Annotated in this window: 23 protein-coding genes and 1 riboswitch; of the genes, 18 read left to right on the top strand and 5 right to left on the bottom strand. The window is 66.9% G+C overall.

Annotated elements, in window-relative coordinates:
* Nucleotides 1-18 precede the first annotated feature (18 nt).
* From KHO22_RS29230 to KHO22_RS29205, 6 genes are all read left to right on the top strand, one after another.
* Entirely contained in the window at nucleotides 19-2,808 is a 2,790-nt protein-coding gene (locus KHO22_RS29230) for an Hsp70 family protein (RefSeq protein WP_211950666.1), read from the top strand.
* Nucleotides 2,809-2,901: 93 nt separating this feature from the next.
* Nucleotides 2,902-3,810, top strand: a complete 909-nt coding sequence (locus tag KHO22_RS29225) for a DMT family transporter (protein ID WP_211950665.1) — start codon at nucleotides 2,902-2,904, stop codon at nucleotides 3,808-3,810.
* A gap of 58 nt (nucleotides 3,811-3,868) precedes the next feature.
* Nucleotides 3,869-3,960, top strand: a riboswitch (Fluoride riboswitch).
* A gap of 85 nt (nucleotides 3,961-4,045) precedes the next feature.
* On the top strand, nucleotides 4,046-5,365 hold the full coding sequence (locus KHO22_RS29220; protein WP_211950664.1) for a voltage-gated chloride channel family protein: 1,320 nt from the start codon (nucleotides 4,046-4,048) through the stop codon (nucleotides 5,363-5,365).
* A gap of 155 nt (nucleotides 5,366-5,520) precedes the next feature.
* Complete coding sequence (locus KHO22_RS29215) at nucleotides 5,521-5,850, top strand: DUF190 domain-containing protein (RefSeq protein ID WP_211950663.1); 330 nt, start codon at nucleotides 5,521-5,523, stop codon at nucleotides 5,848-5,850.
* Nucleotides 5,851-5,918: 68 nt separating this feature from the next.
* Nucleotides 5,919-6,296, top strand: coding sequence for a DUF190 domain-containing protein (locus tag KHO22_RS29210; RefSeq protein WP_420839663.1), 378 nt, complete (start codon nucleotides 5,919-5,921; stop codon nucleotides 6,294-6,296).
* Nucleotides 6,297-6,359: 63 nt separating this feature from the next.
* Complete coding sequence (locus tag KHO22_RS29205) at nucleotides 6,360-6,827, top strand: CBS domain-containing protein (RefSeq protein WP_211950662.1); 468 nt, start codon at nucleotides 6,360-6,362, stop codon at nucleotides 6,825-6,827.
* Between the two features lie 31 nt (nucleotides 6,828-6,858).
* Here the strand turns inward: KHO22_RS29205 and KHO22_RS29200 are convergent, their stop codons facing one another.
* The 3 genes from KHO22_RS29200 to KHO22_RS29190 form a co-directional block, all read right to left on the bottom strand.
* Nucleotides 6,859-7,704: a class II glutamine amidotransferase gene (locus KHO22_RS29200; RefSeq protein WP_211950661.1), complete on the bottom strand. Its 846-nt coding sequence runs from the start codon at nucleotides 7,702-7,704 to the stop codon at nucleotides 6,859-6,861.
* 426 nt (nucleotides 7,705-8,130) lie between these two features.
* Nucleotides 8,131-8,514 carry a nuclear transport factor 2 family protein gene (locus tag KHO22_RS29195; RefSeq protein WP_211950660.1) on the bottom strand — a complete coding sequence of 128 codons (384 nt, stop codon included), beginning with the start codon at nucleotides 8,512-8,514 and terminating at the stop codon, nucleotides 8,131-8,133.
* Between the two features lie 234 nt (nucleotides 8,515-8,748).
* Nucleotides 8,749-9,876: a DNA-binding protein gene (locus KHO22_RS29190; protein ID WP_211950659.1), complete on the bottom strand. Its 1,128-nt coding sequence runs from the start codon at nucleotides 9,874-9,876 to the stop codon at nucleotides 8,749-8,751.
* Nucleotides 9,877-10,015: 139 nt separating this feature from the next.
* Between KHO22_RS29190 and KHO22_RS29185 the strand changes: the two genes are divergently transcribed.
* On the top strand, nucleotides 10,016-11,236 hold the full coding sequence (locus tag KHO22_RS29185) for a tyrosine-type recombinase/integrase (protein ID WP_211950658.1): 1,221 nt from the start codon (nucleotides 10,016-10,018) through the stop codon (nucleotides 11,234-11,236).
* Nucleotides 11,237-11,267: 31 nt separating this feature from the next.
* On the opposite strand, the gene KHO22_RS29180 is transcribed toward KHO22_RS29185, so the two are convergent.
* A complete protein-coding gene (locus KHO22_RS29180; RefSeq protein WP_211950657.1) occupies nucleotides 11,268-11,684 on the bottom strand; it encodes a cupin domain-containing protein in 417 nt (138 codons plus the stop codon).
* 165 nt (nucleotides 11,685-11,849) lie between these two features.
* Here KHO22_RS29180 and KHO22_RS29175 point away from each other — a divergent pair, with 165 nt between their 5' ends.
* From KHO22_RS29175 to KHO22_RS32760, 5 genes are all read left to right on the top strand, one after another.
* Nucleotides 11,850-12,446 (top strand): ProQ/FinO family protein, encoded by a 597-nt coding sequence (locus KHO22_RS29175; protein ID WP_211950656.1) that lies wholly within the window; start codon nucleotides 11,850-11,852, stop codon nucleotides 12,444-12,446.
* Nucleotides 12,447-13,314: 868 nt separating this feature from the next.
* Nucleotides 13,315-14,313, top strand: coding sequence for a taurine ABC transporter substrate-binding protein (tauA, locus tag KHO22_RS29170; RefSeq protein WP_211950655.1), 999 nt, complete (start codon nucleotides 13,315-13,317; stop codon nucleotides 14,311-14,313).
* 129 nt (nucleotides 14,314-14,442) lie between these two features.
* Entirely contained in the window at nucleotides 14,443-15,219 is a 777-nt protein-coding gene (locus tag KHO22_RS29165; RefSeq protein ID WP_211950654.1) for a taurine ABC transporter ATP-binding protein, read from the top strand.
* 115 nt (nucleotides 15,220-15,334) lie between these two features.
* Nucleotides 15,335-16,135: an ABC transporter permease subunit gene (locus KHO22_RS29160; RefSeq protein ID WP_211950671.1), complete on the top strand. Its 801-nt coding sequence runs from the start codon at nucleotides 15,335-15,337 to the stop codon at nucleotides 16,133-16,135.
* A 267-nt stretch (nucleotides 16,136-16,402) separates the two neighbouring features.
* Nucleotides 16,403-16,537 (top strand): hypothetical protein, encoded by a 135-nt coding sequence (locus KHO22_RS32760; RefSeq protein WP_268914550.1) that lies wholly within the window; start codon nucleotides 16,403-16,405, stop codon nucleotides 16,535-16,537.
* Nucleotides 16,538-16,543: 6 nt separating this feature from the next.
* On the opposite strand, the gene KHO22_RS29155 is transcribed toward KHO22_RS32760, so the two are convergent.
* Complete coding sequence (locus KHO22_RS29155; protein WP_211950653.1) at nucleotides 16,544-17,254, bottom strand: TetR/AcrR family transcriptional regulator; 711 nt, start codon at nucleotides 17,252-17,254, stop codon at nucleotides 16,544-16,546.
* A gap of 272 nt (nucleotides 17,255-17,526) precedes the next feature.
* On the opposite strand from KHO22_RS29155, the gene KHO22_RS29150 reads away from it, so the two are divergent.
* The 6 genes from KHO22_RS29150 to KHO22_RS29125 all read left to right on the top strand — a co-directional run bounded on the left by KHO22_RS29150 (nucleotide 17,527) and on the right by KHO22_RS29125 (nucleotide 26,120).
* Complete coding sequence (locus tag KHO22_RS29150; protein ID WP_211950652.1) at nucleotides 17,527-19,263, top strand: AMP-binding protein; 1,737 nt, start codon at nucleotides 17,527-17,529, stop codon at nucleotides 19,261-19,263.
* Between the two features lie 38 nt (nucleotides 19,264-19,301).
* A complete protein-coding gene (locus tag KHO22_RS29145) occupies nucleotides 19,302-20,483 on the top strand; it encodes an isovaleryl-CoA dehydrogenase (protein ID WP_211950651.1) in 1,182 nt (393 codons plus the stop codon).
* A gap of 77 nt (nucleotides 20,484-20,560) precedes the next feature.
* On the top strand, nucleotides 20,561-22,168 hold the full coding sequence (locus KHO22_RS29140; protein ID WP_211950650.1) for a carboxyl transferase domain-containing protein: 1,608 nt from the start codon (nucleotides 20,561-20,563) through the stop codon (nucleotides 22,166-22,168).
* Between the two features lie 38 nt (nucleotides 22,169-22,206).
* On the top strand, nucleotides 22,207-22,995 hold the full coding sequence (locus tag KHO22_RS29135; RefSeq protein ID WP_211950649.1) for an enoyl-CoA hydratase/isomerase family protein: 789 nt from the start codon (nucleotides 22,207-22,209) through the stop codon (nucleotides 22,993-22,995).
* Between the two features lie 133 nt (nucleotides 22,996-23,128).
* Entirely contained in the window at nucleotides 23,129-25,153 is a 2,025-nt protein-coding gene (locus KHO22_RS29130) for an acetyl/propionyl/methylcrotonyl-CoA carboxylase subunit alpha (protein WP_211950648.1), read from the top strand.
* Between the two features lie 13 nt (nucleotides 25,154-25,166).
* Complete coding sequence (locus tag KHO22_RS29125; protein ID WP_211950647.1) at nucleotides 25,167-26,120, top strand: hydroxymethylglutaryl-CoA lyase; 954 nt, start codon at nucleotides 25,167-25,169, stop codon at nucleotides 26,118-26,120.
* The last annotated feature ends 15 nt before the right edge of the window (nucleotides 26,121-26,135 follow it).

Raw genomic sequence — 26,135 nt, 5'->3', positions numbered from 1 at the left:
GCACCGACCGGATAAACGATGAAGCGGTACACCGTCGGCATTGACCTCGGCACCAGCAATACCGTGGTCGCCTATGCGGAGACAGGATCGGACGACATCCGTGTCCTCGCGATCGACCAGCTAGTGGGCCTCGGCGAAGTCGCTGCGCGCCCGCTGCTGCCCTCGGTTCGCTACCACGCGGCGCCGGGCGAAATCAGCGGCGACGACCTGCAGCTGCCGTGGCAATCCGCGGCCAGCGCCGCCGCGCGCCGCACGGTGTTCGGCCGGCTGGCGGCCACGCTCGGCGCGCAGGTGCCCGGCAGGCTCGTGGCCAGCGCCAAGAGCTGGCTGTCGCATGCGGCGGTCGACCGCACCGCGCCCATCCTGCCCTGGGGCGCGGACGAGGAAGTCGGCAAGATCTCGCCGGTCGCGGCCAGTGCCAGCTACCTTGGCTACGTGGCTGCGGCGTGGAACCACCATTTTCCGGATGCAAGACTTGAGGATCAGGACGTCATCCTGACGGTGCCCGCGTCGTTTGACGAGGGGGCGCGTGCGCTGACGCTGGAGGCCGCGCGCATGGCGGGCCTGCCCGCGCTGCGCCTGCTCGAAGAACCGCAGGCCGCGCTCTACGACTGGCTGTTCCATCATCGCCAGACCCTGGACGCGGACCTTGCGCAAACCCGGCTCGTACTGATCTGCGACGTGGGCGGCGGCACCACCGACCTGACGCTGATCCGCGTGGACATGCAGGACGGGCAGCCGCAGCTGACGCGCATCGGCGTGGGCAACCACCTGATGCTCGGCGGCGACAATATGGATCTGGCCCTGGCGCATGTGGCCGAGGCACGCCTGGGTCCCGCGCAGACGCGCTTGTCCGCGTCGGGCCTGTCCCAGCTGGTCGCGCGCTGCCGCGCGGCCAAGGAGCAACTGCTAGGCGCGCAGGCGCCGGAAGCGGTCACGGTCACGCTGCTCGGCGCGGGTTCCCGGCTGGTCGGCGGCGCACGCTCGGTGGAAGTGACGCGGCAGGAGGTCGAGCAGCTCGTTGTCGACGGCTTCTTCCCCAAGGTGTCATCGAGCGAGCGTCCGGGACGCGCACGCGGCGCGATTGTCGAATTCGGCCTGCCGTATGCATCCGACCCGGCGGTCACCCGGCACGTGGCGGCCTTTCTCAGCCAGCACGCGGCCCAGTCGCGCTCGGCGCTGGACCTGCCGCAGACGCAGGACGATGCCTTGCCGATGCCGGACACGCTATTGCTCAATGGCGGCGTGTTCCGGGCCGAGGCGCTGGCGGGTCGCATCGCCGACACCCTGGGCAGCTGGCGCGGTTCGCCGCTGAATGTGCTGCACAACGCCGACCCCGATGTCGCCGTGGCGCGCGGCGCCGTGGCCTATGCGCGCGCGCGCTCGGGACAGGCGCCACGCATCGGCGGCGGCTCGCCGCGCAGCTACTTCCTCGTGCTCGAAGACGGAGCGTCGGGCCAGCAAGGCATCTGCCTGCTGCCGCGCGGCACCGAGGAAGGCCAGGAAATCCATCTCAAGGACCGGACCTTCGCGCTGCGGCTCGGGCATCCGGTACAGTTCCACCTGGTCTCGTCGGTGGCCGACACCGCCTATCAGCCCGGCGAACTGGCCGATCTCGCGAGCGCGGACTTCATTCGGCTGCCGCCGATCGCCACCGTCGTGCAGCCACGCGGTGCCAGCGGGCCAAAGGAAACCCCGGTACAGATCACGACGTCGCTGACCGAGGTCGGCACGCTGGAAGTGCATTGCCATGAGATCGCGGATGCCTCGCAGCGCTGGCGGCTCGAGTTCCAGCTCCGGGGCAATGAAGCGCCGGCCGCGGCGTCCACGGCGAACAAGGCGGACACGCTGCACCCTTCCCTGCCACAGGCCATCGAGACGATCGACCGCACCTTCGGCGCGCGTTCGCAAGGCGTCGATCCCAAGGAGGTCAAGCGGCTGCGCGCGCAACTCGAACAGTTGCTCGGGGCGCGCGAGCAGTGGGACAGTGCGCTGCTGCGCGAGCTGTTCGCCGCCTTCTGGGAGCGCGCAAAGCGCCGTCGCCGCACGGCCGACCATGAACGCCTGTGGCTGAACCTGGCCGGCTACTGCGTGCGCCCGGGCTTCGGCTATCCCCTGGACGAATGGCGCGTCGAGCAGCTCTGGTCGCTGTATGACCAGGGCATCCAGTACGTCAACGAGAACCAGAACTGGTCGGAATGGTGGACGCTGTGGCGCCGCGCGGCCGGCGGTCTCGACGAAAGCGCGCAGCTGCGCCTGCTCGACGATATGGCGTTCTATCTCCAGCCCCCTGGCAGCGCGCACGTCAGGAAGCCGCCCGGTCCGACGCGTTCCGGTTACGCCGACATGGTCCGCCTGGCCGGGTCGCTGGAGAACATTGCCGCCGAGCGCAAGATCGAGGTCGCCGAATGGCTGCTGACGCGCCTGCGCAAACCCTCCGAGAACAACCAGAGCTGGTGGGCCGTGGGACGGATCGGCGCGCGCCGGCCCTTCTATGGCAGCGCCCACGGCGTCGTGCCGGCCGACGTCGCCGCGCAATGGGTGGATGCCATCCTTGCGCTGGACTGGAAGAAGGTCGAACCGGCCGCCTTCGCCGCGACGCAGATCGCGCGCATGACCGGCGACCGCACGCGCGACCTGCCTGACGAAACACGGGGGGCTGTCGTGCGCCGCCTCGAAGCCGCCAACGCGCCGCAAAGCTGGATCGCGATGGTGCGCGAGGCCGTGGAGCTCGATGCCGCCGATGAAGGACGCGTCTTCGGCGAAGCGCTGCCTGCCGGCCTGAAGCTGATCGGCGGCGCTCCCTGACGATCGTTTGCCTGCGGCAGCACGCCAGGTGCGGCAGCAGGCATGCCGCGCCTGGCGGATAATGCGGCTTCTTCGAACGCCACCGCATCACCCATGCACGCAAGCGCCACCGGCACCAGACGCCTGGACTGGACCACACTGTTCCTGCTCACCTTCCCGCCGCTGAGCTGGGCGGGCAACGCCATCGTCGGCCGCCTCGCAGCGGGAACGGTGCCGCCGGTCACGCTGAACTTCGTGCGCTGGTTGCTGGCCGGCCTGCTGCTGGCACCTTACGCCTGGCGCGGCGTCATCGAGCACCACGCGACCCTGCGCCGCCATGCGGGCGTGATTGTCGCGCTGGGCATGCTGTCGATCGCAAGCTATAACGCGCTCCAGTACCTGGCGCTGACCACCTCGACGCCGATCAACGTCACGCTGATCGGCGCGTCCACGCCGCTGTTCCTGCTGCTGATCGGCGCCACGTGCTTTCACGAGAAGATGAAGCCCTGGCATGTCGCAGGCGCGCTGCTGTGCCTGGTGGGCGTGTCGTTCGTGCTGGTGCGCGGCGAGATCGGCCGCCTGGCGCAGCTCGATTTCGTTGCCGGCGACCTGTTCATGCTGGCCGCCACCATCGCGTGGAGCGCGTACACGTGGCTGCTGCGCAAGCAGCGTCCCCAGCTGCCGCTGCCGGTGCTGCTGTTCGCGCAGATCGTCACCGGCCTGGTGGTGAGCGCGCCAGTGACCGCGTGGGAACTGATGACGCTGGACCAGCCTTTCCAATGGAGCGGCAAGGTCGCGGCCATCCTGCTCTATGTGGCCACCATTCCTTCCCTGCTCGCCTACTTCGCGTGGGACCGCGCCATCGCCCGCGCCGGTGCCGAGTTGCCGGTCTTCTTCATCACGCTGACACCGGTGTTCGCGGCCCTGCTTTCCACGCTGTTGCTGGGCGACTGGCCGCGCTGGTATCACGGGGTCGGGCTCGTGACCATCGGGGCCGGCATCTGGCTCGCGCAGCGGCGCTGAACCGCCGGGCGTGTCCATGGGCCAGGCTTGCCCGTGATGTGCCGGTCGGGCACAATGCAAGCCTTGCGGAGATGGCATTCCTCCCTTAACCGCCGCGTGGCCGCCGCCTGGTGCGCACGTGCCATGCTGGCTGATGATGCCTGCAAGTTCCTGGACAGGGAGGTTGTAGGCACACGTTCATACGGCGCACACGGCAACCTGCCGTCCAGGTTTGAGTTCTTCGAATCTGGTCATCATGAAGAAGACATTGGCTCCGCCGGAGCAGCTGGCCATGCTGGCCTATCTGGGCCGCTGGCTGTTTCTGGGCGCACTTGTCGGCATCCTGTCCGGCGCCGGCTCGGCCGCGCTGCTGCTCGCGCTCGACTGGGCGACCGATACACGCCATGCCCACCCCTGGCTGCTCTGGCTGCTGCCGCTGGCCGGGCTGGCGGTCGGGTTGATCTACCACTACATGGGACAGTCGGTCGAAGGCGGGAACAACCTGCTGATCGATGAAATCCACGACCCCACGCGCATCGTCCCGAAACGGATGGCGCCGATGATCCTGCTCGGCACCGTCATCACGCACCTGTTCGGCGGCTCCGCCGGGCGTGAAGGCACCGCCGTGCAGATGGGCGGCAGCTTTGCCGATTACCTGACGCGGCTGTTCCGCCTTGACAAGGATGCGCGACGCATCCTGCTGATGTCCGGCATCAGCGCGGGCTTTGCCTCGGTGTTCGGCACGCCGCTGGCCGGCGCGGTCTTCGGGCTGGAAGTGCTGGCCATTGGCCGCATGCGCTATGACGCCATCCTGCCGTGCTTTATCGCGGCCATCGTCGGGGACCTCGTGCCGCCGTTGCTTGGGGTTCACCATACCCACTACGCCACTCCGCTTGTGCCGCAGCTGGGACCCCTGACGCTGGCTGCAGCCATCATTGCCGGCATTGCCTTCGGCATCACCGGCATGGTCTTTGCGGAAAGCACGCACCGGCTGTCCCGCGCGCTGAAGCGCACGATCACGTTCGGGCCGCTGCGCCCGTTGCTCGGAGGCTGCGTCGTGGCAGGGGCTGCCTTGCTGCTTGGCACCGACAAGTATCTCGGCCTGGGCATTCCGACCATTGTCGACGCCTTCCGGCAGCCGCTGCCGGCCTACGACTTTGCGGGCAAGATCGCCTTCACGGTGGCGACGCTTGCCTCCGGCTTCAAGGGCGGCGAAGTCACCCCGCTCTTCTACATCGGCGCCACGCTGGGCAACGCGCTGGGCTATGTCCTGCCGCTGCCGTTCCCGCTGCTCGCGGGGCTTGGCTTCGTGGCGGTGTTCGCCGGTGCCGCCAACACGCCGATTGCCTCGACCATCATGGCGATCGAACTGTTCGGACCGGAAGTCGGCACGTTTGCCGGCATCGCGTGCGTCGTGAGCTACCTGTTCTCCGGGCATACCGGCATCTACCATGCACAGCGTGTCGGGCACGCGAAACGCCTGCGCGTGCCAGAAGGCTTGCGCCTCTCGGAAGTGGCGGCATACCGGATGCAGCGGAAGCAGCGGAAGCAGGCTGCCGCGGAGCATCAGGATTGAACGGATGATCCGGCTGGCCGTGAGCAAGCGTGGCAAGCGTGTATCGCTCGCCCACGGGTTCACGCAGAACGGAGCATGCTGTCATATGCGGCGACTGTCCTGGCCAATGCCCGCGGCGGCGTTGGCATCGGGCACCCGGCGCTGAAGGAGGAATCATGGAGCGCGGCTATCAGGTCACTTTCTATACCCAGCATGACCGCAGGCACGGTAACAAGCTGCTTGCGGAATGGCTGATGGACACGCTCAGGGAGATGGGCATCGCCGGATCCACCATGATGGTCTGTACGGAAGGCCTGGGACATGACCACGAACTCCATCGCTACCATTTCCGGTCCCCGCACGACCAGCCGGTCGAAGTCTGCATGGTGGTCAGCGAAGCGGATTGCGAACGCGTATTCCGGCGGCTCGATGATGAGGAAGGCCTGGCGCTGTTCTACGCGCGCACGCCAGTCGAGTTCGGCAATGCCGGCGGGAGCCAGGCGTGAATCCCTGCCCCGTGCGCGCCAGCATCGGCGCGGCGGACGAGTAGACTGAGTGCAGGACCCCTTCCGGCATGGCAATGCGATGGGAGAAGATCGTGCATGGCTATCAAGTCACTCTCTATACGGTCGAGAACCGCCGCCACCACGGCAAGCAGCTATCCCACTGGCTGTTGGAAGTCATGCGCGAGATGAACTTCCGGGGCGCTACCCACCTGGTCGCCGCGGAAGGCATCGGCCACGATCACCGCTTCCATAGCTGGCACTTCGTCGAACTGGCCGACCGCCCCGAGGAAATCACGATGATTGCGACCGAACCGGAGATGCAGGCGCTGTTTGACCGCCTGGCCGCCGAAGACGTGCACATCTTCTACGCAAAATTTCCGGTGGAGTTCGGCTTCCTTGGCAAGGCAGCGCCAACCCCGGACGGATCGCCCCGACGCCATTCCTGACGAGCAATCGGGTGCGGATGATGCCTTATGGTCTGGCATATTCCGGCCCCCGCGGAGACGACGATGAAGAAAGAGAGAAAGACGGCCCGCCAGATCCTGTCCGACAAGCCACGCGCGGTCATTGCGGTCGGCCCCGATGACTCCGTGCTGGCCGCGCTAGCACTGATGGCTGACAAGGACATCAGCACGGTGCTGGTCATGCAGGGCGACAGGCTGGCCGGCATCGTTTCGCAACGCGACTATGCGCGCAAGGTCGAACTGGCGGGCCGCAACGCCGGCGAGACGCGAATCCGCGAGATCATGACCACGCTGGTGGTCTGCGTCTCGCCCGAGCATACCTGCGAGCAATGCCTTGCGCTGATGCATGCCAGGCGGATCCGGCATCTCCCGGTCCTCGAGTCCGATCGTGTCGTGGGCGTGCTGTCGAGCCACGACGTGCTGGAGGAACTGTTCCGGGAAGACGAACACCTGATCAGGGATCTCGAGCACGACATGCTCAACCTGACCATCGACACCGGCGGGTGCTACTAGTCCGGTGCGGCACGCCGCCATTCCGGCTGCGCTACGTGGACAGGTCAGGCATGCGCGGGCGGAAACGCCCGTGGTCGATCACGCCATCGCGCGCGGTCAGGATCGTGGCCTCGGGTATCTCCTGCCAGACGCCCTGCACATCGATCAGCGGCTCGGACAGCACCAGAAAGGCATCGTCGCCGGCGGCGATGATGCGGGGATCATCGGGGTACAGTGCGCGCAACTGGCGGAACGAGGTGCTGTGGAACAGCGAGCGCGAGTCCGCCTCGCTGGAATAGCGCACCGCCACGACCTGCTGGCCATCGGTCACGCAGACCGTCATATTGAGCGGATGCTCGACGTTGTAGCGATGGCCGACCTCCTCGATCAGTCCGGCCATCTGCTCCAGCGCGCCACGCGGGTCGCGCTCCAGCCCGAAGGTCAGCGCAAGGAAGAACATTATTTCGGAATCCGTGGACCCTTCGATCCAGCGGAACAGTTGCGGCGATACGGCCATCATCAGGTCGCGCCGGATCAAGGGAAACTCGCGGATCAGCCCGTTATGGACGAACAGCCAGCGCCCGAAGCGGAAAGGATGGCAGTTGGTTTCCTGCGTCGGTGTGCCTGTGGCGGCACGCACATGGGCGACGAACAATGGCGCGCGCACCGCCCGCGCCGCCTCGCGCAGGTTGGTATCGCTCCAGGCCGGATGCAGGCAACGGTAGCGGAACGGCACCTCCGACTGGCGTCCGTACCAGCCCACGCCGAACCCGTCGCCATTGGTCGTGGTATGGCCCAGCCGGGAATTCAGGCTCTGGTCGATCAGCGAGTGTTCCGGCTGGAATAGCACCGCTTCGAGCGGCACGGATCGGCCTGAGTAAGCCAGCCAGCGGCACATGGTGCTCCTCCTCTCGATAATGCGGGTCCGGTGCCTCCCGGCCCACACTTCAGTTGTAGGACGGTAACCGGCGAACAGCAAAGCGCACAGGACCGCGGCATATAAAGGGGCGCATGGCGTTCACGCATCGGGTAGGCCGCGTCAAGTTCGCTCATCGCGTTGAGAAGCCAACAATCCAGGCACCCGCTGCCGTTTACAGCGCGATCATTTCATACAGGGCCTGCGCGGCAGGCTGTAATGGCCGGTCGCGGCGGCGTGTCAGCGCACGGACACGGTCCACCGCGGGTTCGACCAGGGGGATTGCGCAAAGCCGGATGATCATGCGGCACCGCCATGCCTGGCAGCACGGCCATGCCAAGACCCGCATCAACCAGCGCCAACACGCCGACGACATGGTTGGGCCAACCACAGGCCCGATCAAGGCATCTACACGAATCGCGCCGCCGTATCGTAGCAGCCACGCCAGCGGGTAACCTTGCCGTCATGGACGGTAAAGACGTGAATCCACTCGGTTTCGACCAGACGTCCTTCCGGGCGGGACATGAATCGTTCGAAGCCGAGTACGGTGACGTTCTCACCCGCCTCGATAAATTCGCGCGGTTCGAAGCTCTGCATCTCGTCAGCCTGCGCCACTTCAGCGAAGAACCGCGCCACCTCCTCCTTGCTGCCGCGCTGTCCGGTGTACGGGATGGCGGGCGGCCCCAGCATCTTCCAGTCCACCTTGTCGGCGAGCAGATCAAGGATGGCGGGTACATCGCCGCGCCCAAAGGCGTCGTAAGCGGCCTTGACGACGGAAAGTGAGTTGGTCATGACGGATCCTGATCGGATTTGAGGACTGGCGCACAAGCGATTCCAAATTAGCGCGAATCCACGACGTGTCAAGCCGACGCCGGCTGCGTGCCCTACGCGGGGGTCGGCCAGCCCCGGCGGCTGCCTCGGCTGGCATCCCGCCGACTGCAATCCCCCAACGATCGCCTATGCCGCCAGCGTCGGCCCGTGGGCCGTCATCTGTTTTTCTGGATCCAGCGGAGCGCGTCCGCCCGCTCATTGTTCGTTGCCGTCGTCACGCTCATCCGGACTGCGAGACAGTGCCGGCGCAATCTCCCCATCGTTTGCGGTCGGCGCCGGTCCACCGGACTTGCGCCGCCGTCCACCACCGCCGTCCCGTTTCAGCGGCGCCACGCGCAGTTCCGACAGCAGCTGACGCACCAGCGCGCCCTCGGCTTCCGCCCGCTCGGCCCGCCGCAGCGCCTCCGCGAGTTCGGCGCCAACCCGATCCAGCTCGATGGCCTGCCTGCCCTGCGCGAGTTCGCCGGCGTCCAGCCGCTCCGCCTGGGCCGCCACCTTCGCCTCCAGCCGCGCCCTGACGTCCGCATGGCTCACAGCGGACTCACGCGCCTCGTTGCGGGCCTGCGCCAGTTCGGCACGCAACTCTTCGGCCAACCGTTCGCCCTTCTGGCGCGCGGTACGTTCCTGGTCCAGTTCGCGCAGCGCGCGCCGCTCGCTGGCTTCCGCCCGCTCCTGCGCGATCTGCACCTGCTCGCGCGCACGCTCCAGTTCCGCCGAGAACTGCTTGCGCAGATCCGCGAGCTGTCGGCCGGCCGCCTCCAGTTCGGTGCGGCCGGCATCCAGCCGCGCCTGCGTCGCGGCATGCGCCTGGCGCTCCGCGGCCAGTTCGCCCCGGACGGCTTCATGGGACTGCCGCGCCTCGCCCAGCTGCGCCGAGATCGCCAACGCATCCTCGCGCGCGGCGGCAGTCTCGGCATGCGCGGCGTCGCGCTCGGCCTCGGCGGCGGTCGCAGCGTCGCGGGCTTCGGCGCGCAGCGCGGACAGCTTGCTGCTGGCGGCGTCGTTGGCGGCCTGCCAGATGGTCTTGACCGCTTCCGCGGCGACTTCCTTGAGCGCATCAGGCAGGTCCGGGTGATCGATCGTGACGCGCGTGCGCCCGCGCAGCTCCTGCCAGAACTGCTGAAGCACCTCAGCCGGCGTACCCATGCTGCCCTTGCGTACCAGGCTGTAGAGCTTGTTGGCCGTCGGCGTCACGCCGTAGCGGAAAAACAGGAGCCCGCAGACCTCGCGGTACAGCGCGCGGGTTTCAGGGAAGCGCGCGCGCAACTCGGCGAGATCCGCCTGCAATGTGGCGTCGCTCAGGCTCAGGTCGGAAGTCGGCATGGATAGGAGGTAAGATTTATTGATATGAAATATTACTACGTATTCCGTAATATATAAAATTCGTTCGGCGTTTCTTTAGACATAAGTTTTCTTATGTCTATAATCATGCCCAGATCACATTTTTGACTTGCGCCACACCATGAATTTCGCCTTGGATACCCGCTATCCAGCCGCCCCAGCCCTTTCCGCGGCGCTGCCCGCGCCGCTCGAGCGCCTGCGGCTGCCGGCAGAACTCTCCGGCACGCAGGGCACGAACCGCGCGCCAGCGCGCGGCGCCCAGATTGCCGCGTCGGATGACCTTGCCGCCATCGCTGCGTGGCTGGCGCGCTACGCCGACAGTCCGGCCACGCTGCAGGCCTATCGGCGCGAGGTCGAACGACTCGTGCTCTGGGCGACGCTGCAGCGCGGCAAGCCGCTTTCCTCGCTGACGCACGAGGATCTGCTGGCGTACGAGCATTTCCTGTCCGATCCGCAGCCGGCTGCGCGCTGGGTACTGGCCGGCAACAAGAAGCTGGCCCGCGGCCATCCGGACTGGCGCCCCTTTGCCGGGCCGCTGTCGCCGTCAAGCATCCGCCAGGCCATGGTGATCCTGAACGCCTGCTTTGCGTGGTTCACCGAAGCGGGCTACCTCGGCGGCAATCCGCTATCGCTCGCACGGCGCCGCCGCGGTCCGACCCAGGCGCGGATCACGCGCTACCTGAGCCATGCGCTGTGGGATGCCGTCAAGGATGCGATCGAAGCCATGCCCACGGACACCGACCGCGAACGCCTGCACGCGGCGCGCTGCCGCTGGCTGTGTACCGTGCTTTATCTCGGGGGCTTGCGCGCCGCGGAAGTCGCGGGCACCACCATGGGCGCCTTCTTCTGCCGGCGTGACGCCCAGGGCGTCGAGCGCTGGTGGCTGGAAGTCACCGGCAAGGGCAACAAGCCCCGCCTGGTTCCCGCGACCGACGAGCTGATCGCCGAACTGGCCCGCTATCGCCGCGCGCACGGGCTGCCGCCCACCCCGCTGACCGGCGAGGAGCGCCCGCTGGTCCTGCCGGTCATCGGCCGCGAAAAGGCCTTGTCGCGCGGCGCACTGCATCTGGTCATCAAGGAAGTCTTCGGCATGGCGGCCGGGCGGCTGCGGGCGCGCGGACCGGAATGGGAGGCGCAGGCCGACGTGCTCGCCAGCGCATCGGCGCACTGGCTGCGGCATACGGCCGGCTCGCACATGAGCGACCGGCAAGTGGACCTGCGCCATGTGCGCGACAATTTCGGCCACGCCTCCATTGCCACCACCAGCATCTACCTGCACACCGAGGACGATGCACGGCACCAGGCGACGCAGGAACGGCACCGGATCGGGTGGACGAAGTGAATGCGCCACCGCTCGCCATGCCCGGTGCCCGCTAAGCGTCGACCTCCGGGTCATAGGGCACGACCTCCTCACGTTCCTCCGGATTGTTGCGCGCAACGATCGCGCGCGCCGGCGCCGTGTCGCTAAGGTTGAAGGGCTGGTGCGGCACACCCGGAGGAATGAACAGGAAATCACCGGCCCCGGCCACCACTGACTGGCGCAGGCCCGGCCCGTAGCGGGTTTCCACCCGGCCCTCGATCACATAGATGGCGGTTTCATAACCGCGGTGCAGGTGCGGCTCGGCATGGCCGCCGGGCGGGACGACCACGATCGACATGGACAGCGCCCTCGCACCGGCCGTCTGGCGGGAGATGCCGACGAAATACGGCAGTTTCTGCAGCGTCGGGATCTCCCGGTCGGGATGGACCACGACCACGGTCTGTGGCGCGTCACGGGTTTCGTCTGACATGGCTCCTCCATCGATGCCGGCAGATGACATGGCGCTGCCGCGCGGGCACGGCTGCTTGCTTGCTACTGCAGCATAGAGCAGCGCCGGTGCGATGAAGAATGCCTCGCAGCCGGCGCCGGACCGGGGCTGTTAGAATCCCTCCAAATTCTCAATTGGCAGGACAAGATGGGTTTCGAACAACTGGCAGCACTGAAGGCACAACTGGCAAAGCAGGCGAAGGACGCCCGCCCGGCAAAGCAAGCGAAGGAAGCCCGCCCGGCGAAAGAAGCGCGTCCGGCAAAGCCGCCCCGTGCACGCGCCGACGCGGCGGCCAAGCCTGCCAATGCGGGCAAGCCCGTCGACCCGGTGATCCAGGCCATTGGCAAGCTGCAGAAGCGCTTCCCGCTGGCCTTCCCCAAGAACCCTGCGCCCAAGGTGCCGCTCAAGGTCGGTATCTTCGAGGATCTGCTTCAGCATGCCGCGTCGCTGGCGCTGGACGAAGCGATGCTGCGCGAGGCCGTGCGGACGTGGTGCCGCGGCACGCGTTACTGGACGTGCATGGTGGAAGGCGCCATGCGGCTGGATCTGGCGGGCGAGTCGGCCGGGCAGGTAACGCTGGCGGATGCCAAGCGGGCCCAGCAGCAGCGCTCGCAGCAGCATCGTGCCAACCGGGCACAGAAGGTCAAGCAGCAGCCTGTCGCGGAAGTCGCGAAGAGTGCGGCGGCCGAAAGTGAAGCGGCCGAGAGTGAAGCCGTAAAGGTTGAGGCGGCCAAGCCGGAGTGACGAGGGCTTTCCCCGCAGTCAGGCAATCTGGGCCTATCGTTTCGCCGGCGTAGCCGGCGAATCACTTTTTGTCCGCCAACCCATACGGCCGCGCCGCAGTAAGAAACAAAAAAAGTGGCCGCCCCTCGGCACCAGCGACGTTGATGCCCCTCGCCATGCCGGCTAGTGAGCCGCGCAGCAGCCGAAGGCGATAATGCGATAACGGTGGCAGCAGGCGGCCACCGCCCGACATGGGGATCGTTCAAAAGCCGGTTATCGCAGGCACTGGTTCTGACTCACCATGCGTAGCAGTCTCGAACAATGGCCAAGCCTCGCGAGACCAAAGCCGCCCGAACGATAGCAGCGCCTCGTTGATGGCCAGCCGCCAGGCGACGCGTTTCTTGCCTACTTCTTGTCGCTCGGACAAGAAGCAGGTCGCCGGCTACGCCGGCGAAACAGCAGCGCCGGCCAAGGGCGATAGCCCAGTCAATCCCCCCTCGGGCAAATCAAAAAGCCGGACCCATCAAAACCCCGCAACAGCAGCGCCGGCCAAGGGCGATAGCCCAGTCAATCCCCCCTCCGGCAAATCAAAAAGCTGGACCCATCAAAACCCCACCACTGGCACTAACCGCGCATAGCGGCCTTCCCTACCATGGCGCTCACATGTCGCACAAAGCGTCATGTGCCGGCGCTTCCCGACCCATCCGGGAAGCCCATCAAACAGAGAGGGTGCATAAGACACCCCAGCCAAAGGAGACTGGCATGCCTCATGCAAAACTTCTTCTCCTCCTCGTTTAGGCACCACGCGCGGGCACCGCGCCGGTGCCGACCCACCGTGCCGCCGCTGCGGTCGGCATGTAAGCAGTCTCAATCATCGAGGAGTCTCATCATGCATTGGTTCAAGCAACTGGCAGCAGGCCTCGCGCTGGCGGCCGTACTGGCCCCGTCCGCCCACGCGCAGGCCAAGGAAGTCGTCATCGCCTATCAGGACATGGTGGTGCCCTGGCGCTATGCGCAGGACATGAAGGAGGTGGAGAAGCAGACCGGCTACAAGGTCTCGTTCCGTCAGTTCACCGGCGGCGGCGACGTGATCCGCGCCATGGCCTCGGGCCAGATCGCCATCGGCGAGGCCGGTTCGTCGCCGATCGCCTCGGCCCTGTCCCAAGGGCTGGATGTCGAGCTGTTCTGGATCCTGGACGATATCAACGCCGCCGAAGCGTTCGTGGCCCGCAATGGTTCGCAAGTCACCAGCATCGCCGACCTCAAGGGCAAGCGCGTCGGGGTGCCGTTCGTCTCGACGACGCATTACCACACCCTGGTCGCACTGGAGCAGGCCAAGGTCAATCCGAAGGACGTCAAGATCATGAACATGCGTCCGCCCGAAGTGGCCGCCGCATGGGAGCGCGGCGACATCGACGCCACCTTCATCTGGGACCCGGTGCTGGCCAAGGTCAAGCGCTCGGGCAAGGTGCTGACGACTTCGGGCCAGATTGCCGCGCAGACCGGCAAGGCCACCTTCGACGGCATGATCGCCAACAAGAAGTTCGCGCGCGAGAACCCTGACTTCATGGTCAAGTTCGTGCGCGTGCTGGCCGCCGCGGACGACAACTACCGCAACCACAAGGCCACCTGGACTGCCGATTCGCCGAACATCAAGGCGATCGCCCGGCTGACCGGCGCCAAGGCCGAGGAGGTGCCGGCCAGCATGGCGCTGTACAGCTTCCCCACGCTGCAGGAACAAGCCTCGCCGCGCTGGCTCGGCGGTGGCGCGGCCAGTGCCTTGCGCTCGGCAGCGCTCTTCCTGAAGGAACAGGGCACGATCCAGACCGTGTTGCCCGACTACAGCAGCGGCGTCAACGCCGAGTGGGTCCGGCGCGCCGCGCAATAACCACAGCCTCTTAAAGCGCCACGCGGCGGTGCCGGCCCGGCCCCGCTGCCGTACCCGCCATCGCCCGCCCCCGCGCCTGTCCGGCCGGCGATGCGGCAAGCCACACCCCAATACTTCAGGAGGACTGTCATGTCCCGGCTGGAAATCGACAAGGTCAGCGTCAACTACGGCGGCCGCGGCGGCGCGCAGACGCTCGCGCTGTCGCAAGTGAACCTGACCATGGAACGCGGCGACTTCGTCGTCGCGCTCGGCGCCTCGGGCTGCGGCAAGACCACGCTGCTGTCCTGCATTGCCGGCTTCATGCAGCCGTCGGAAGGCGAGATCCGCCTCGATGGCAAGCCCGTGCTGGGCCCCGGAGCCGAACGCGGCGTGGTGTTCCAGAAGCATGCGCTGATGCCGTGGCTCAACGTGGTCGACAACGTCGCGCTCGGGCTCCGGCTGCGCGGCGTGAGCCGTGCCGAACGCCTGCGCATCGCGCAGGAAAAACTGGCGCAGGTCGGGCTGGAGAAGGTGGCCGGCAAGCCTGTCTACCAGCTCTCCGGCGGCATGCAGCAGCGCGTGGGCATTGCGCGCGCCCTGGCCAATGACCCGGAAGTGATGCTGATGGACGAGCCGCTGGGCGCGCTCGACGCGCTCACGCGCGAATCGATCCAGGCGCTGATCCTGCGGCTGTGGGCACGCGAGCAGAAGATCGTCTTCTTCATCACGCACAGCGTGGAAGAGGCGCTCTTCCTTGCCACGCGGCTGATCGTGATGACGCCGTCGCCCGGCCGCATCGCGCACAGCTACGACCTGCCCTTCGCACGGCGCTACATCGAATGCGGCGATGCACGGGCGGTCAAGTCCGATCCGGAATTCATCCGCTACCGCGAAGAAATCGTCGACCTGATTCATGCCACGCCCTGAGGATAAAGCCATGACCGTACCCGTCCAGCAGGTCGACGCCGCCACCGTGGCGGCCACCGCAGCGACCGTCAAGAGCACCGCCGGCACCGGCCAGCCGGCGGCCGGGCGCCGCCCCATGCGCACCGTCTCCGGCTACCGCATGCCCGGCGAAGGCTCCAGTTCGCGCATTGCCACGGTCACCGTGATGGCGTTGCTCGCCCTGTGGTGGATCGCCAGCCACCTGCAATGGGTGCCGCCGCTGTTCCTGCCCACGCCCGAGGCGATCATCAGGGCCTTTATCGATGCCTGGAACGGCAACGTGCAGGGCGGGCAGCCGCTGCTGGAACACTTCCAGGCCAGCCTGGTGCGCGTGTTCGGCGCCTTCGCGCTGGCCGTGCTCACCGCCGTGCCGGTCGGCGTGCTGATGGGTGTGTCGCGCGTCGCGCGCGGCGTCTTCGATCCGCCCATCGAGTTCTACCGCCCGCTGCCGCCGCTGGCCTACCTGCCGCTGATCGTGATCTGGTTCGGCATCGACGAGACCTCCAAGATCCTGCTGATCTACCTGGCCTGCTTTGCGCCGCTCGCCATGTCGGCCCGGGCCGGCGTGCGTTCGGTCACCATCGAGCAGATCAACGCGGCCTACTCGATGGGCGCCACACCGTGGCAGGTGATCCGCCACGTGGTGCTGCCCGCCGCCCTGCCCGACATCCTGACCGGCATGCGCATCGCCATCGGCTTCGGCTGGACCACGCTGGTCGCCGCCGAGATGGTGGCGGCCACCGCCGGCCTCGGCCAGATGGTGCTCAATGCCTCCAACTTCCTGCGCACGGACGTGGTCATCATGGGCATCCTACTGATCGGGCTGATCGCCTTCCTGTTCGACCTGCTGATGCGCAAGTCGGAGACCTGGCTCGTGCCCTGGAAGGGTCGCATGTAGGAACCGGCGCGCCAGTCGGGCCCGTTCCACTCGCTCCACCCGGGCCATCGACGGCGCCCGCCTGTCCGCGAAAGCGGCGCGGCGGGCGCTGTTTTTTCATTCCGGGACCTGTCGAAGTCTGGCCTGGCCCAACGCCAATCGGGCGCCTGTTGGCTGCCCGCCACCATTTTCCGGCCCTCCGGAGACTGACTGAGCACCTGGCAGTGCGATCGGCACGTGGCACGGCATGTGCGTAAGAGAGGCAGCAGTCCATTTCGAGGAACAGCCATGAATGCCAGACTCGCCTACCTGATCGCCGTATTCGCCGCGGCACTGGCTGCCGTCTTTCTCGTCGGCGAGCCTGACGCGCTGCAGGACGACAACGCCACGGGGATTCCCGACCTGTTCCGGTCCGCGCAGTAGCGCGGCTTAGTCCTGCTGCGCCTCGCCCTGCTTCACGCGCGCCAGCGCTGCGCCCACTTCGCCATAGAACTGCTTGAGCGCGACCGCCTCCAGGTCGGGCGGCTGCAGCGCCGGCCACAGCAGCGCGATCAGGTCGCTGGCGGCGCGGTCGATATCGACCGGACGCCCGCTCACTACCGCATCCCACAGGATGTGCTCCATCGGCCCGAGAATGGCCGAGCGCAGCAAGCGCAATGACAGGTCGGTGCGGATTTCCTTGCGCGCCTGCGCGCGTGCCAGCAGGTCCATCAGCGGTGCCGTGTAGCGGCGCTGCAGCGGCACGAAGACCTCATCCAGCCCCTGCCCCTTGGCACGCCCCTCCGACAGCACCAGCGCGCACAGCCCCGTGCCCTGGATCAGGAACAGCCGCAGGTGAGTGCGCACGAAGAACTCCAGCTGGACCTTGGTGCTTTGCTCGCGCGGCAGGCCACTCTCGATGGCCGCGATGATCTCGTCGTACCAGTCCTGGATGACCCTCACACAGAGATCCCGCTTGCTGTGGAAGTAGGTAAAGACGGTGCCTTCGGAGATACCGAGACGCTGTGCGATCTCCGTCGTCGTCGCGCGCTCGTAGCCAAGCTCGGAAAACACTTCCCGACCGACCCGGAGGATGTCGCGCATGCGCTGCTCGGCCTTGGCGCGCGCCGGCACCCGGCGCTGTCCCGCAATCTGCTGCATCGACGTGTCCTTGCGTGGTGTGATCTGCGAGGACCGCATTATAAGTGCCGCCCTCCTGCCTCGGCCGCCCGCCCGGGCGCGCCTTCCAACTCACTTTATACGATAGTTGACCAACACTCAATTTTTGTTGATTTTTTCTGAGGACAGGTATAACTTTACCGAACAACGAGAACAAAGCAGCGCCAAACCGCCCGAGAACGTCCCGATCATATTTTGAGTGAAGCTCAAGATACGGGAAAAACGACACCGAACGCCGCATTCTGGAGACGAGCATGACGATGCAGCCTGGGACACCCCGGCCCGTGCCCGATACGACCTTGCCTGCCAACGGGCTGTCCTATGTAAAGGGCGACACCACCTCCCCGCTCAGCGAACAAACCATCCCGGCCCTGCTGGCCGATACGGTCGCGCGCTGCGGCCAGCGCCCGGCGGTGGTATTCCGCGAACAGGGCATCCGCTGGACCTGGCAGGAATTCGCCGCTGCCGTCGATGCCCTGGCGGCCGGCCTTCACGCGCTGGGCCTGCGCCGCGGCGACCGCGTCGGCATCTGGTCGCCGAACCGCGCCGAATGGCTCCTGACCCAGTTCGCCACGGCACGCGTCGGCATCGTGATGGTCAACATCAACCCCGCCTATCGGCTCTCCGAACTGGAATACGCGCTGAACAAGGTCGGCGTCAAGGCGGTCATCGCGCCGGAGTCGTTCAAGACCTCGCGCTACCTCGACATGCTGCAGGCCCTGGCCCCCGAGTTGCAGCAGTGCGAGCCGGGCGCACTGCAGGCAGCGCGCCTGCCGGCGCTGCGCTGGGTCATCCGCATGGAAGACAAGCCCACGCCGGGCATGCTGACCTGGACTGAATTGCTCGCCCGCGGCGCAGGCGTGCCGGCGTCCGAACTGGACGCGATCACCGCCCAGCTCGACCGCAAGGACCCGATCAACGTCCAGTTCACCAGCGGCACCACGGGCGCGCCCAAGGGCGCCACGCTGACGCATCGGAACATCCTCAATAACGCACGCTACATCGCGGCCGCGATGCGCTTCACCGAGCAGGACAAGCTGTGCATTCCGGTGCCCCTGTACCACTGCTTCGGCATGGTCCTGGCCGTGCTTGCCTGTGTTGCCACGGGCGCTTGCATGGTATTCCCGGGCGAAGCGTTTGAACCGGTTGCGACCATGTCGGCCGTCAGCGAGGAGCGCTGCACCGCCCTGCATGGCGTGCCCACCATGTTCATCGCTCAGCTCGATCATCCCGAGTTCAGCCGCTTCGACTTCTCGACGCTGCGCACCGGCATCATGGCCGGCTCGCCGTGCCCGATCGAGGTCATGAAGCGCGTCGTCGCCGACATGCACATGGCGGAGGTCACGATTGCCTACGGCATGACGGAGACCAGCCCCGTATCGTTCCAGAGCTCGACCGACGACCCGCTCGCCAAGCGCGTTTCCACGGTTGGCCGCGTGCAGCCGCACCTCGAATGCAAGGTCGTCGATGCCACGGGCCAGATCGTGCCGGTCGGTGAAACCGGCGAGCTGTGCACGCGCGGCTACTCGGTCATGCTCGGCTACTGGGATGACGAAGCCCGCACCGGCGAAGCGATCCGCGACGGCTGGATGCACACCGGCGACCTGGCGACGATCGATGCCGAGGGCTATTGCAATATCGTCGGCCGCGTCAAGGACATGCTGATTCGCGGCGGCGAGAACGTCTATCCGCGCGAGATCGAGGAATTCCTGTTCCGCCATCCGAAGGTGCAGGCCGTGCAGGTATTCGGCGTGCCGGACCAGAAGTACGGCGAGGAAATCTGCGCATGGATCGTGCTCAAGCCGGGACAGAGCGCCACGGAAGACGAGATCCGCACGTTCTGCCGCGACCAGATCGCCCACTACAAGATCCCGCGCTACATCCGCTTCGTCGACGAGATGCCGATGACCATCACGGGCAAGGTGCAGAAGTTCGTCATGCGCGAACGCATGACGAAGGAACTCAACCTCAGCGAAAGCAAGACCGCCTGACCATGGCGCTCCCAACACATTCACGGAAGAACACGATCATGACCGAACTCCCTGGCCTGAAATTCGACCTGGGCGAAGACATCGAGATGCTGCGCGGCGCCGTGCGCGACTGGGCCCAGGCTGAACTGGCCCCGCGCGCCGGCGAGATCGACCGCACCGACCAGTTCCCCATGGACGCCTGGAAGAAGATGGGCGACCTCGGCGTGCTCGGCATCACCGTGGCCGAAGAGTACGGCGGCGCCAACATGGGCTACCTCGCCCACATGGTCGCGATGGAGGAAATCAGCCGCGCCTCCGCTTCGGTCGGCCTGTCGTACGGCGCGCATTCGAACCTGTGCGTGAACCAGATCCACCGCAACGGCACCCCTGCGCAGAAGGCGAAGTACCTGCCCAAGCTGGTGTCGGGCGAATGGATCGGCGCGCTGGCCATGAGCGAACCCAATGCCGGCTCCGACGTGGTCAGCATGAAACTGCGCGCCGACTTCAAGGGCGACCGCTACGTGCTCAACGGCACCAAGATGTGGATCACCAACGGCCCGGACTGCGACGTGCTGGTGGTGTATGCGAAGACCGAGCCGGACCTGGGCGCGCGCGGCATGACCGCCTTCATCGTCGAGAAGGGCATGAAGGGCTTCTCGGTCGCGCAGAAGCTCGACAAGCTGGGCATGCGCGGCTCGCACACTGGCGAACTGGTGTTCGAGGACGTCGAAGTGCCCGTGGAAAACATCCTCGGCGCCAAGAACGGCGGCGCCAGGGTGCTGATGAGCGGCCTCGATTACGAGCGCGCCGTGCTGTCGGGCGGCCCGATCGGCATCATGCAGGCGTGCATGGACGTGGTCACGCCCTACATCCACGACCGCAAGCAGTTCGGCCAGAGCATCGGCGAATTCCAGCTGATCCAGGGCAAGGTCGCCGACATGTACACCACGCTGCAGGCCGCACGCAGCTATCTTTACACGGTCGGCAAGAACCTCGATTCGCTCGGCGTCGATCACGTGCGCCAGGTGCGCAAGGACTGCGCGGCGGTGATCCTGTACACGGCCGAGAAGGCCACGTGGATGGCCGGCGAGACCGTGCAGATCCTCGGTGGCAACGGCTATATCAACGAATACCCGGCCGGCCGCCTGTGGCGCGACGCCAAGCTGTACGAGATCGGTGCCGGCACCTCTGAAATCCGCCGCATGCTGATCGGCCGCGAGCTGTTTGCCGAAACGGCCTGACCCGCTACCGACGCCCCCCGCCCCCGATTGCCCCGCCCCGCCGCGGCCTGACCAGAACCAGACCTGCCCAAGATCGTATGCCGACCTTAGAAACCAAACTCAACGCGCGCTCCGAAGCGTTCAAGGCCAACGCCGAAGCCATGCAGGCGCTGGTGGCCGACCTCAGGGCCAAGGTGGCGAAGCTGGCCGAAGGCGGCGGCGATGCCGCGCGCGACAAGCACCTTTCGCGCGGCAAGCTGCTGCCGCGTGACCGCGTGCAGCAGTTGCTGGACCCGGGCACGCCGTTCCTGGAGTTGTCGCAGCTCGCGGCGTACGACATGTACGACAACGCCGCGCCGGGCGCCGGCATCATCACCGGCATCGGCCGCGTGGCCGGGCAGGAATGCGTGATCGTCTGCAACGACGCGACCGTCAAGGGTGGCACCTACTACCCGATGACGGTCAAGAAACATGTGCGCGCGCAGGAGATCGCCGAGCAGAACAACCTGCCTTGTATCTACCTGGTCGACTCGGGCGGTGCCAACCTGCCGAACCAGGACGATGTCTTCCCCGACCGGGATCACTTCGGCCGCATCTTCTACAACCAGGCCAACCTGTCCAAGCAGGGCATCCCGCAGATCGCGGTGGTGATGGGCTCGTGCACGGCCGGCGGCGCTTACGTGCCGGCGATGAGCGACGAGTCGATCATCGTCAAGAACCAGGGCACCATTTTCCTGGGCGGCCCGCCGCTGGTGAAAGCCGCCACGGGTGAGGAAGTCACCGCCGAGGACCTCGGCGGCGCCGATGTGCATACGCGCCTGTCGGGCGTGGCCGACTACTTCGCGCAGAACGACCATCACGCGCTGTCGCTGGCGCGCAATATCGTGCAGCACCTGAACCGGCGCAAGCCCGACCAGATCCGCCTGCACGAGCCGGCCGAGCCGCTGTACCCGGTGCAAGAACTGTACGGCGTGATCCCGACCGACACGCGCAAGCCGTTCGATGTGCGCGAGGTGATCTCGCGCATCGTCGACGGTTCCGAATTCGACGAGTTCAAGGCGCGCTACGGCACCACGCTGGTATGCGGCTTCGCGCGCATCTGGGGCTACCCGGTCGGCATCATCGCCAACAACGGCATCCTGTTCTCCGAGTCGGCGCTCAAGGGCGCGCACTTCATCGAACTGTGCTGCCAGCGCAAGATTCCGCTGGTGTTCCTGCAGAACATCACCGGCTTCATGGTCGGCCGCAAGTACGAGAACGAGGGCATCGCGCGCAACGGCGCCAAGATGGTGACCGCGGTGGCGACGGCGCAGGTGCCGAAGTTCACCGTGATCATCGGTGGCTCGTTCGGCGCCGGCAACTACGGCATGTGCGGCCGCGCGTATTCGCCGCGCTTCCTGTGGATGTGGCCGAACGCGCGCATCTCGGTGATGGGCGGCGAGCAGGCCGCGAGCGTGCTGGCCACGGTGCGCCGCGATGGCATCGAGTCCAGGGGCGGCCAGTGGAGCGCGCAAGAGGAAGACGCGTTCAAGCAGCCGATCCGCGACCAGTACGAGCACCAGGGCCACCCGTACTACGCGAGCGCGCGGCTGTGGGACGACGGCGTGATCGACCCGGCGCAGACGCGCACGGTGCTGGGGCTGGGCCTGTCGGCCAGCCTGAACGCGCCGATCGAGGATATGAAGTTCGGCGTGTTCCGCATGTAAGCCTGCCACTGACCCACGCTCATTCAAGCCAGACCGCCATGGAATTCACCACGCTTACCGTCACCATCGCCCGCCATCTGGCGACCGTCACGCTGAACCGCCCGGACGTGCGCAACGCGTTCAATGAGACCGTCATCGCCGAACTGACCGAGGCCTTCCGCGGGCTCGGCGGAAACGACGAGGTGCGAGCCATTGTCCTGGCCGGCAACGGCCCCGCCTTCTGCGCCGGCGCCGACCTGAACTGGATGAAGAAGATGGCCGGCTACTCGAACGACGAGAACCGCGCCGACGCACTCGCACTGGCGCAGATGCTGCACGCCATCTGGTCCTGCCCGCGCCCGGTGATCGCCCGCATCCAGGGCGACACCTACGCCGGTGGCGTGGGCCTTGTGGCGGCCTGCGACATCGCGGTGGCGGCCGACCATGCGCACTTCTGCCTGTCGGAAGCCCGCCTGGGCCTGCTGCCCGCCACCATCAGCCCGTACGTGATCCGCGCCATGGGCGAGCAGGCATCGCGCCGCTATTTCATCACCGCCGAGCGTTTCGATGCCGCCGAAGCGCTGCGCCTGGGCTTCGTCCACGCCGTGGTGCCGGCCGACGCGCTGGACGCCAAGGTCGGGGAAATCTCCGCAGCCCTGGTCGGGAACAGCCCCAACGCCGTGCGCGAGAGCAAGCGTCTGGTGCAGGAAGTCGCGGGCCGCGTGATCGACAACGATTTGCTGGCCGATACGGCGGACCGCATCGCGGCCATCCGCGCCTCGGAAGAAGGCCGCGAAGGCGTGCGCGCCTTCCTGGAAAAGCGCTCGCCAGCCTGGAAGCCGGCCTAAGTCACAGCCGAGCGCCGCACCCGACATCCCCATCAAACGAACCCCGGCGGCATGCCGAGGCAGCGTCTGCCCGCTGCCCGCATGCGGCAGCGGTCGCGGCTGACACCGCCCGCCCCCATCTCCAGGAGAGACCATGTTCAACAAGATCCTGATCGCGAACCGCGGTGAAATCGCCTGCCGCGTCGCCGCCACCTGCCGCCGGCTGGGCATCCGCACCGTCGCGGTATACTCGGACGCCGACGCCGATGCGCGCCATGTCGCCTTCTGCGACGAGGCCGTGCACATCGGCGGCGCCGCCGCGCGCGACAGCTACCTGCGCGCCGACCACATCATCGAGATGGCGAAGGAGACCGGCGCGCAGGCGATCCACCCCGGCTACGGCTTCCTCTCCGAGAACGAGGCCTTTGCCGAGGCCTGCGCCGCGGCGGGACTGGTCTTCATCGGCCCGCCGGCTTCGGCCATCCACGCGATGGGCAGCAAGAGCGCGGCCAAGCAGTTGATGGAAAAGGCCTCGGTGCCCTTGGTGCCCGGCTACCACGGCGAAGACCAGGACCCTGCGCTGCTGCGCCGCGAGGCCGACCGCATCGGCTACCCGGTACTGCTCAAGGCCAGCGCCGGCGGCGGCGGCAAGGGCATGCGCGTGGTGGAATCGGGCGATGCCTTCGAGGCGGCGCTGGCCTCCGTCAAGCGCGAGGCGTCGGCCAGCTTTGGCGACGACAAGGTGCTCGTCGAAAAGTACCTGACCCGGCCGCGCCATATCGAAATCCAGGTGTTTGCCGATACCCGCGGCGACTGCGTCTACCTGTTCGAGCGCGACTGCTCGGTGCAGCGCCGTCACCAGAAGGTACTGGAAGAAGCGCCCGCGCCGGGCATGACGGAAGAACGGCGCCGCGCGATGGGCGAGGCCGCCGTGGCTGCGGCCAAGGCGGTGGGCTATGTCGGCGCCGGCACGGTCGAGTTCATCGCCAACCAGGACGGCTCGTTCTACTTCATGGAGATGAACACGCGCCTGCAGGTCGAGCATCCGGTCACCGAGATGATCACCGGGCAGGACCTGGTCGAATGGCAACTGCGCGTGGCCTCCGGCGAGGCGCTGCCGCTGAAGCAGGAGCAACTCCGCATCGACGGCCACGCGCTCGAAGCGCGCATCTACGCCGAGAATCCCGACAAGCAGTTCCTGCCGTCCACCGGCACGCTGCGCTTCCTGCGCACGCCGCCGGCCGTGCAGTTCATGCGCGGCGGCGACGCCCACGGCCCCGCCGGCGTTCGCATCGACGCCGGCGTGCGCGAAGGCGACACCATCAGCCCTTACTACGACCCGATGATCGCCAAGCTGATCGTCTGGGGCAAGGACCGCGACGAGGCGCTCGCGCGCATGCGCCAGGCGCTGGCGGCGTATCACGTCGTCGGTTTGTCGACCAACGTGGCGTTCCTGCAGCGGCTGGTGAAGTCCGAGGCGTTCCGCACGGCCGATCTCGACACGGGGCTGATCGAGCGCAACGAGGCCACGCTGTTCCCGGCGCCCGCGCCGGTCGGCATGGATTTCATTGCACTGGCGACCGCGGCGCTGCTCGACCGCGAGACGCGCGAGCGCCGCATCGACGCGGCCGACCAGCATTCGCCGTGGACGCATGGCGGCGCGTGGCGGCTCAATGGCGCAGGCAGCACGACCTACCGCCTGCAGAGCCCTGACGGCGACATCGATGTCACCGTGCACAGCGAAGCCGGCCGCCGGCGCCTTAGCGCCCGCGGGAAGACCTTGCCATTCCGCGCATCGCTGCGCGACGAAGTGCATACCGTCGACCTTGGCGAGCGTACCGTCAAGGGCCAGTGCCATATCGAGGGCGACACGCTGCACGTGTTCAGCGGCGAAGGCCAGTGCTCCCTGGTACTGGTGGACCCGCTGCTGCATGCCGGCGAAGCCGAAAGCGAAGGCGGCAAGCTGGCCGCGCCGATGCCGGGACGCATTATTGCGGTGATGGTCGAGGCAGGCGCCACCATCAGCAAGGGCGATGCGCTGATCGTCATGGAAGCCATGAAGATGGAACACACGCTGACCGCGCCGGCAGGCGGCACCGTGCAAGAAGTGCTGTACGCCGTCGGCGACCAGGTCCAGGAAGGCGCGCAACTGGTCACGCTGGAACAGGAGGCCGCCTGAGATGGAACGGAAAATGGAACGGAACGCCCCTGCGCTTCCCCAGTCGCTTGCGCTGCCCGAGGCCGTCAAGCTCGTCGAGGTGGGCCCGCGCGACGGGCTGCAGAACGAAGCGCGCCATGTGTCGGCCGCGGTCAAGATCGAACTCGTCGACCGCCTGAGCGCGGCAGGCTTCGCCAATATCGAGGCCGCGTCCTTTGTCTCGCCCAAGTGGGTGCCGCAGATGGCCGATGGCGCCGAAGTCATGGGCGCCATCGCGCGCCGGGCCGGCACGGTCTATTCGGCGCTGACGCCCAATATGAAGGGTTTCGAAGCGGCACTCGCTGCAGAAGCCGGCGAGGTCGTCATCTTCGGCGCCGCCAGCGAGGCGTTTTCCCAGCGCAACATCAACTGCTCCGTGGCCGAATCGATTGCACGCTTCGAGCCGGTGGCCGCAGCGGCCAAGGCGGCAGGCCTGCGCCTGCGCGCCAGCATTTCCTGCGCGCTTGGGTGCCCCTATGAGGGCGACATCGCGCTTGAGAAAGTGGCCGACGTGGTCGCCCGCATGCGCGACCTGGGCTGCGACGAGATCGACATCGCCGACACCATCGGCGTGGGCACGCCGCTGCGCACGCAGGCCGTCATGGAAGCCGCGGCGAGCGTCTTCCCGCGCGAGCGGCTGGCCGGGCATTTCCACGATACCTATGGCCAGGCGCTGCCCAATATCCTCGCCAGCCTGCAAGCGGGCATCCGCATCTTCCACGCCTCGGTCGCGGGCCTCGGCGGCTGTCCTTACGCCAAGGGCGCTTCGGGCAACGTGGCGACCGAAGATCTGCTGTACATGCTGCATGGCATGGGCATCCATACCGGCGTTGATCTCGACCAGGTCATACAGGCCGGCGCCTTTATTTCGGAAGCGATCGGGCGGCCGTATGGTTCGCGCGTGGGCAAGGCGTTGCTCGAACGCGGCCGCCGGCAGGAATGCGTCTGAGCCGGGACGCCGCAG

The sequence above is a fragment of the Cupriavidus yeoncheonensis genome (genome assembly GCF_905397275.1).
GTDB classification, from domain to species: Bacteria; Pseudomonadota; Gammaproteobacteria; order Burkholderiales; family Burkholderiaceae; genus Cupriavidus; species Cupriavidus yeoncheonensis.
The sequence above is the reverse complement of the archived record's forward strand: the minus strand, read 5'-3'. Positions and strand labels throughout refer to the sequence as shown.

Bases quoted from the DNA above. Each gene is read 5' to 3' on its own strand.
- KHO22_RS29210 (WP_420839663.1), top strand. From the start codon at position 5,919: ATGGCAATGCGATGGGAGAAGATCGTGCATGGCTATCAAGTCACTCTC.
- KHO22_RS29185 (WP_211950658.1), top strand. From the start codon at position 10,016: ATGAATTTCGCCTTGGATACCCGCTATCCAGCCGCCCCAGCCCTTTCC.
- KHO22_RS29125 (WP_211950647.1), top strand. From the start codon at position 25,167: ATGGAACGGAACGCCCCTGCGCTTCCCCAGTCGCTTGCGCTGCCCGAG.
- KHO22_RS29145 (WP_211950651.1), top strand. From the start codon at position 19,302: ATGACCGAACTCCCTGGCCTGAAATTCGACCTGGGCGAAGACATCGAG.
- KHO22_RS29215 (WP_211950663.1), top strand. From the start codon at position 5,521: ATGGAGCGCGGCTATCAGGTCACTTTCTATACCCAGCATGACCGCAGG.
- KHO22_RS29190 (WP_211950659.1), bottom strand. From the start codon at position 9,876: ATGCCGACTTCCGACCTGAGCCTGAGCGACGCCACATTGCAGGCGGAT.
- tauA (WP_211950655.1), top strand. From the start codon at position 13,315: ATGCATTGGTTCAAGCAACTGGCAGCAGGCCTCGCGCTGGCGGCCGTA.
- KHO22_RS29180 (WP_211950657.1), bottom strand. From the start codon at position 11,684: ATGTCAGACGAAACCCGTGACGCGCCACAGACCGTGGTCGTGGTCCAT.
- KHO22_RS29135 (WP_211950649.1), top strand. From the start codon at position 22,207: ATGGAATTCACCACGCTTACCGTCACCATCGCCCGCCATCTGGCGACC.
- KHO22_RS29175 (WP_211950656.1), top strand. From the start codon at position 11,850: ATGGGTTTCGAACAACTGGCAGCACTGAAGGCACAACTGGCAAAGCAG.
- KHO22_RS29225 (WP_211950665.1), top strand. From the start codon at position 2,902: ATGCACGCAAGCGCCACCGGCACCAGACGCCTGGACTGGACCACACTG.
- KHO22_RS29130 (WP_211950648.1), top strand. From the start codon at position 23,129: ATGTTCAACAAGATCCTGATCGCGAACCGCGGTGAAATCGCCTGCCGC.
- KHO22_RS29205 (WP_211950662.1), top strand. From the start codon at position 6,360: ATGAAGAAAGAGAGAAAGACGGCCCGCCAGATCCTGTCCGACAAGCCA.
- KHO22_RS29230 (WP_211950666.1), top strand. From the start codon at position 19: ATGAAGCGGTACACCGTCGGCATTGACCTCGGCACCAGCAATACCGTG.
- KHO22_RS29165 (WP_211950654.1), top strand. From the start codon at position 14,443: ATGTCCCGGCTGGAAATCGACAAGGTCAGCGTCAACTACGGCGGCCGC.
- KHO22_RS29220 (WP_211950664.1), top strand. From the start codon at position 4,046: ATGAAGAAGACATTGGCTCCGCCGGAGCAGCTGGCCATGCTGGCCTAT.
- KHO22_RS29155 (WP_211950653.1), bottom strand. From the start codon at position 17,254: ATGCAGCAGATTGCGGGACAGCGCCGGGTGCCGGCGCGCGCCAAGGCC.
- KHO22_RS29200 (WP_211950661.1), bottom strand. From the start codon at position 7,704: ATGTGCCGCTGGCTGGCTTACTCAGGCCGATCCGTGCCGCTCGAAGCG.
- KHO22_RS29140 (WP_211950650.1), top strand. From the start codon at position 20,561: ATGCCGACCTTAGAAACCAAACTCAACGCGCGCTCCGAAGCGTTCAAG.
- KHO22_RS29150 (WP_211950652.1), top strand. From the start codon at position 17,527: ATGACGATGCAGCCTGGGACACCCCGGCCCGTGCCCGATACGACCTTG.
- KHO22_RS29160 (WP_211950671.1), top strand. From the start codon at position 15,335: ATGCGCACCGTCTCCGGCTACCGCATGCCCGGCGAAGGCTCCAGTTCG.
- KHO22_RS32760 (WP_268914550.1), top strand. From the start codon at position 16,403: ATGAATGCCAGACTCGCCTACCTGATCGCCGTATTCGCCGCGGCACTG.
- KHO22_RS29195 (WP_211950660.1), bottom strand. From the start codon at position 8,514: ATGACCAACTCACTTTCCGTCGTCAAGGCCGCTTACGACGCCTTTGGG.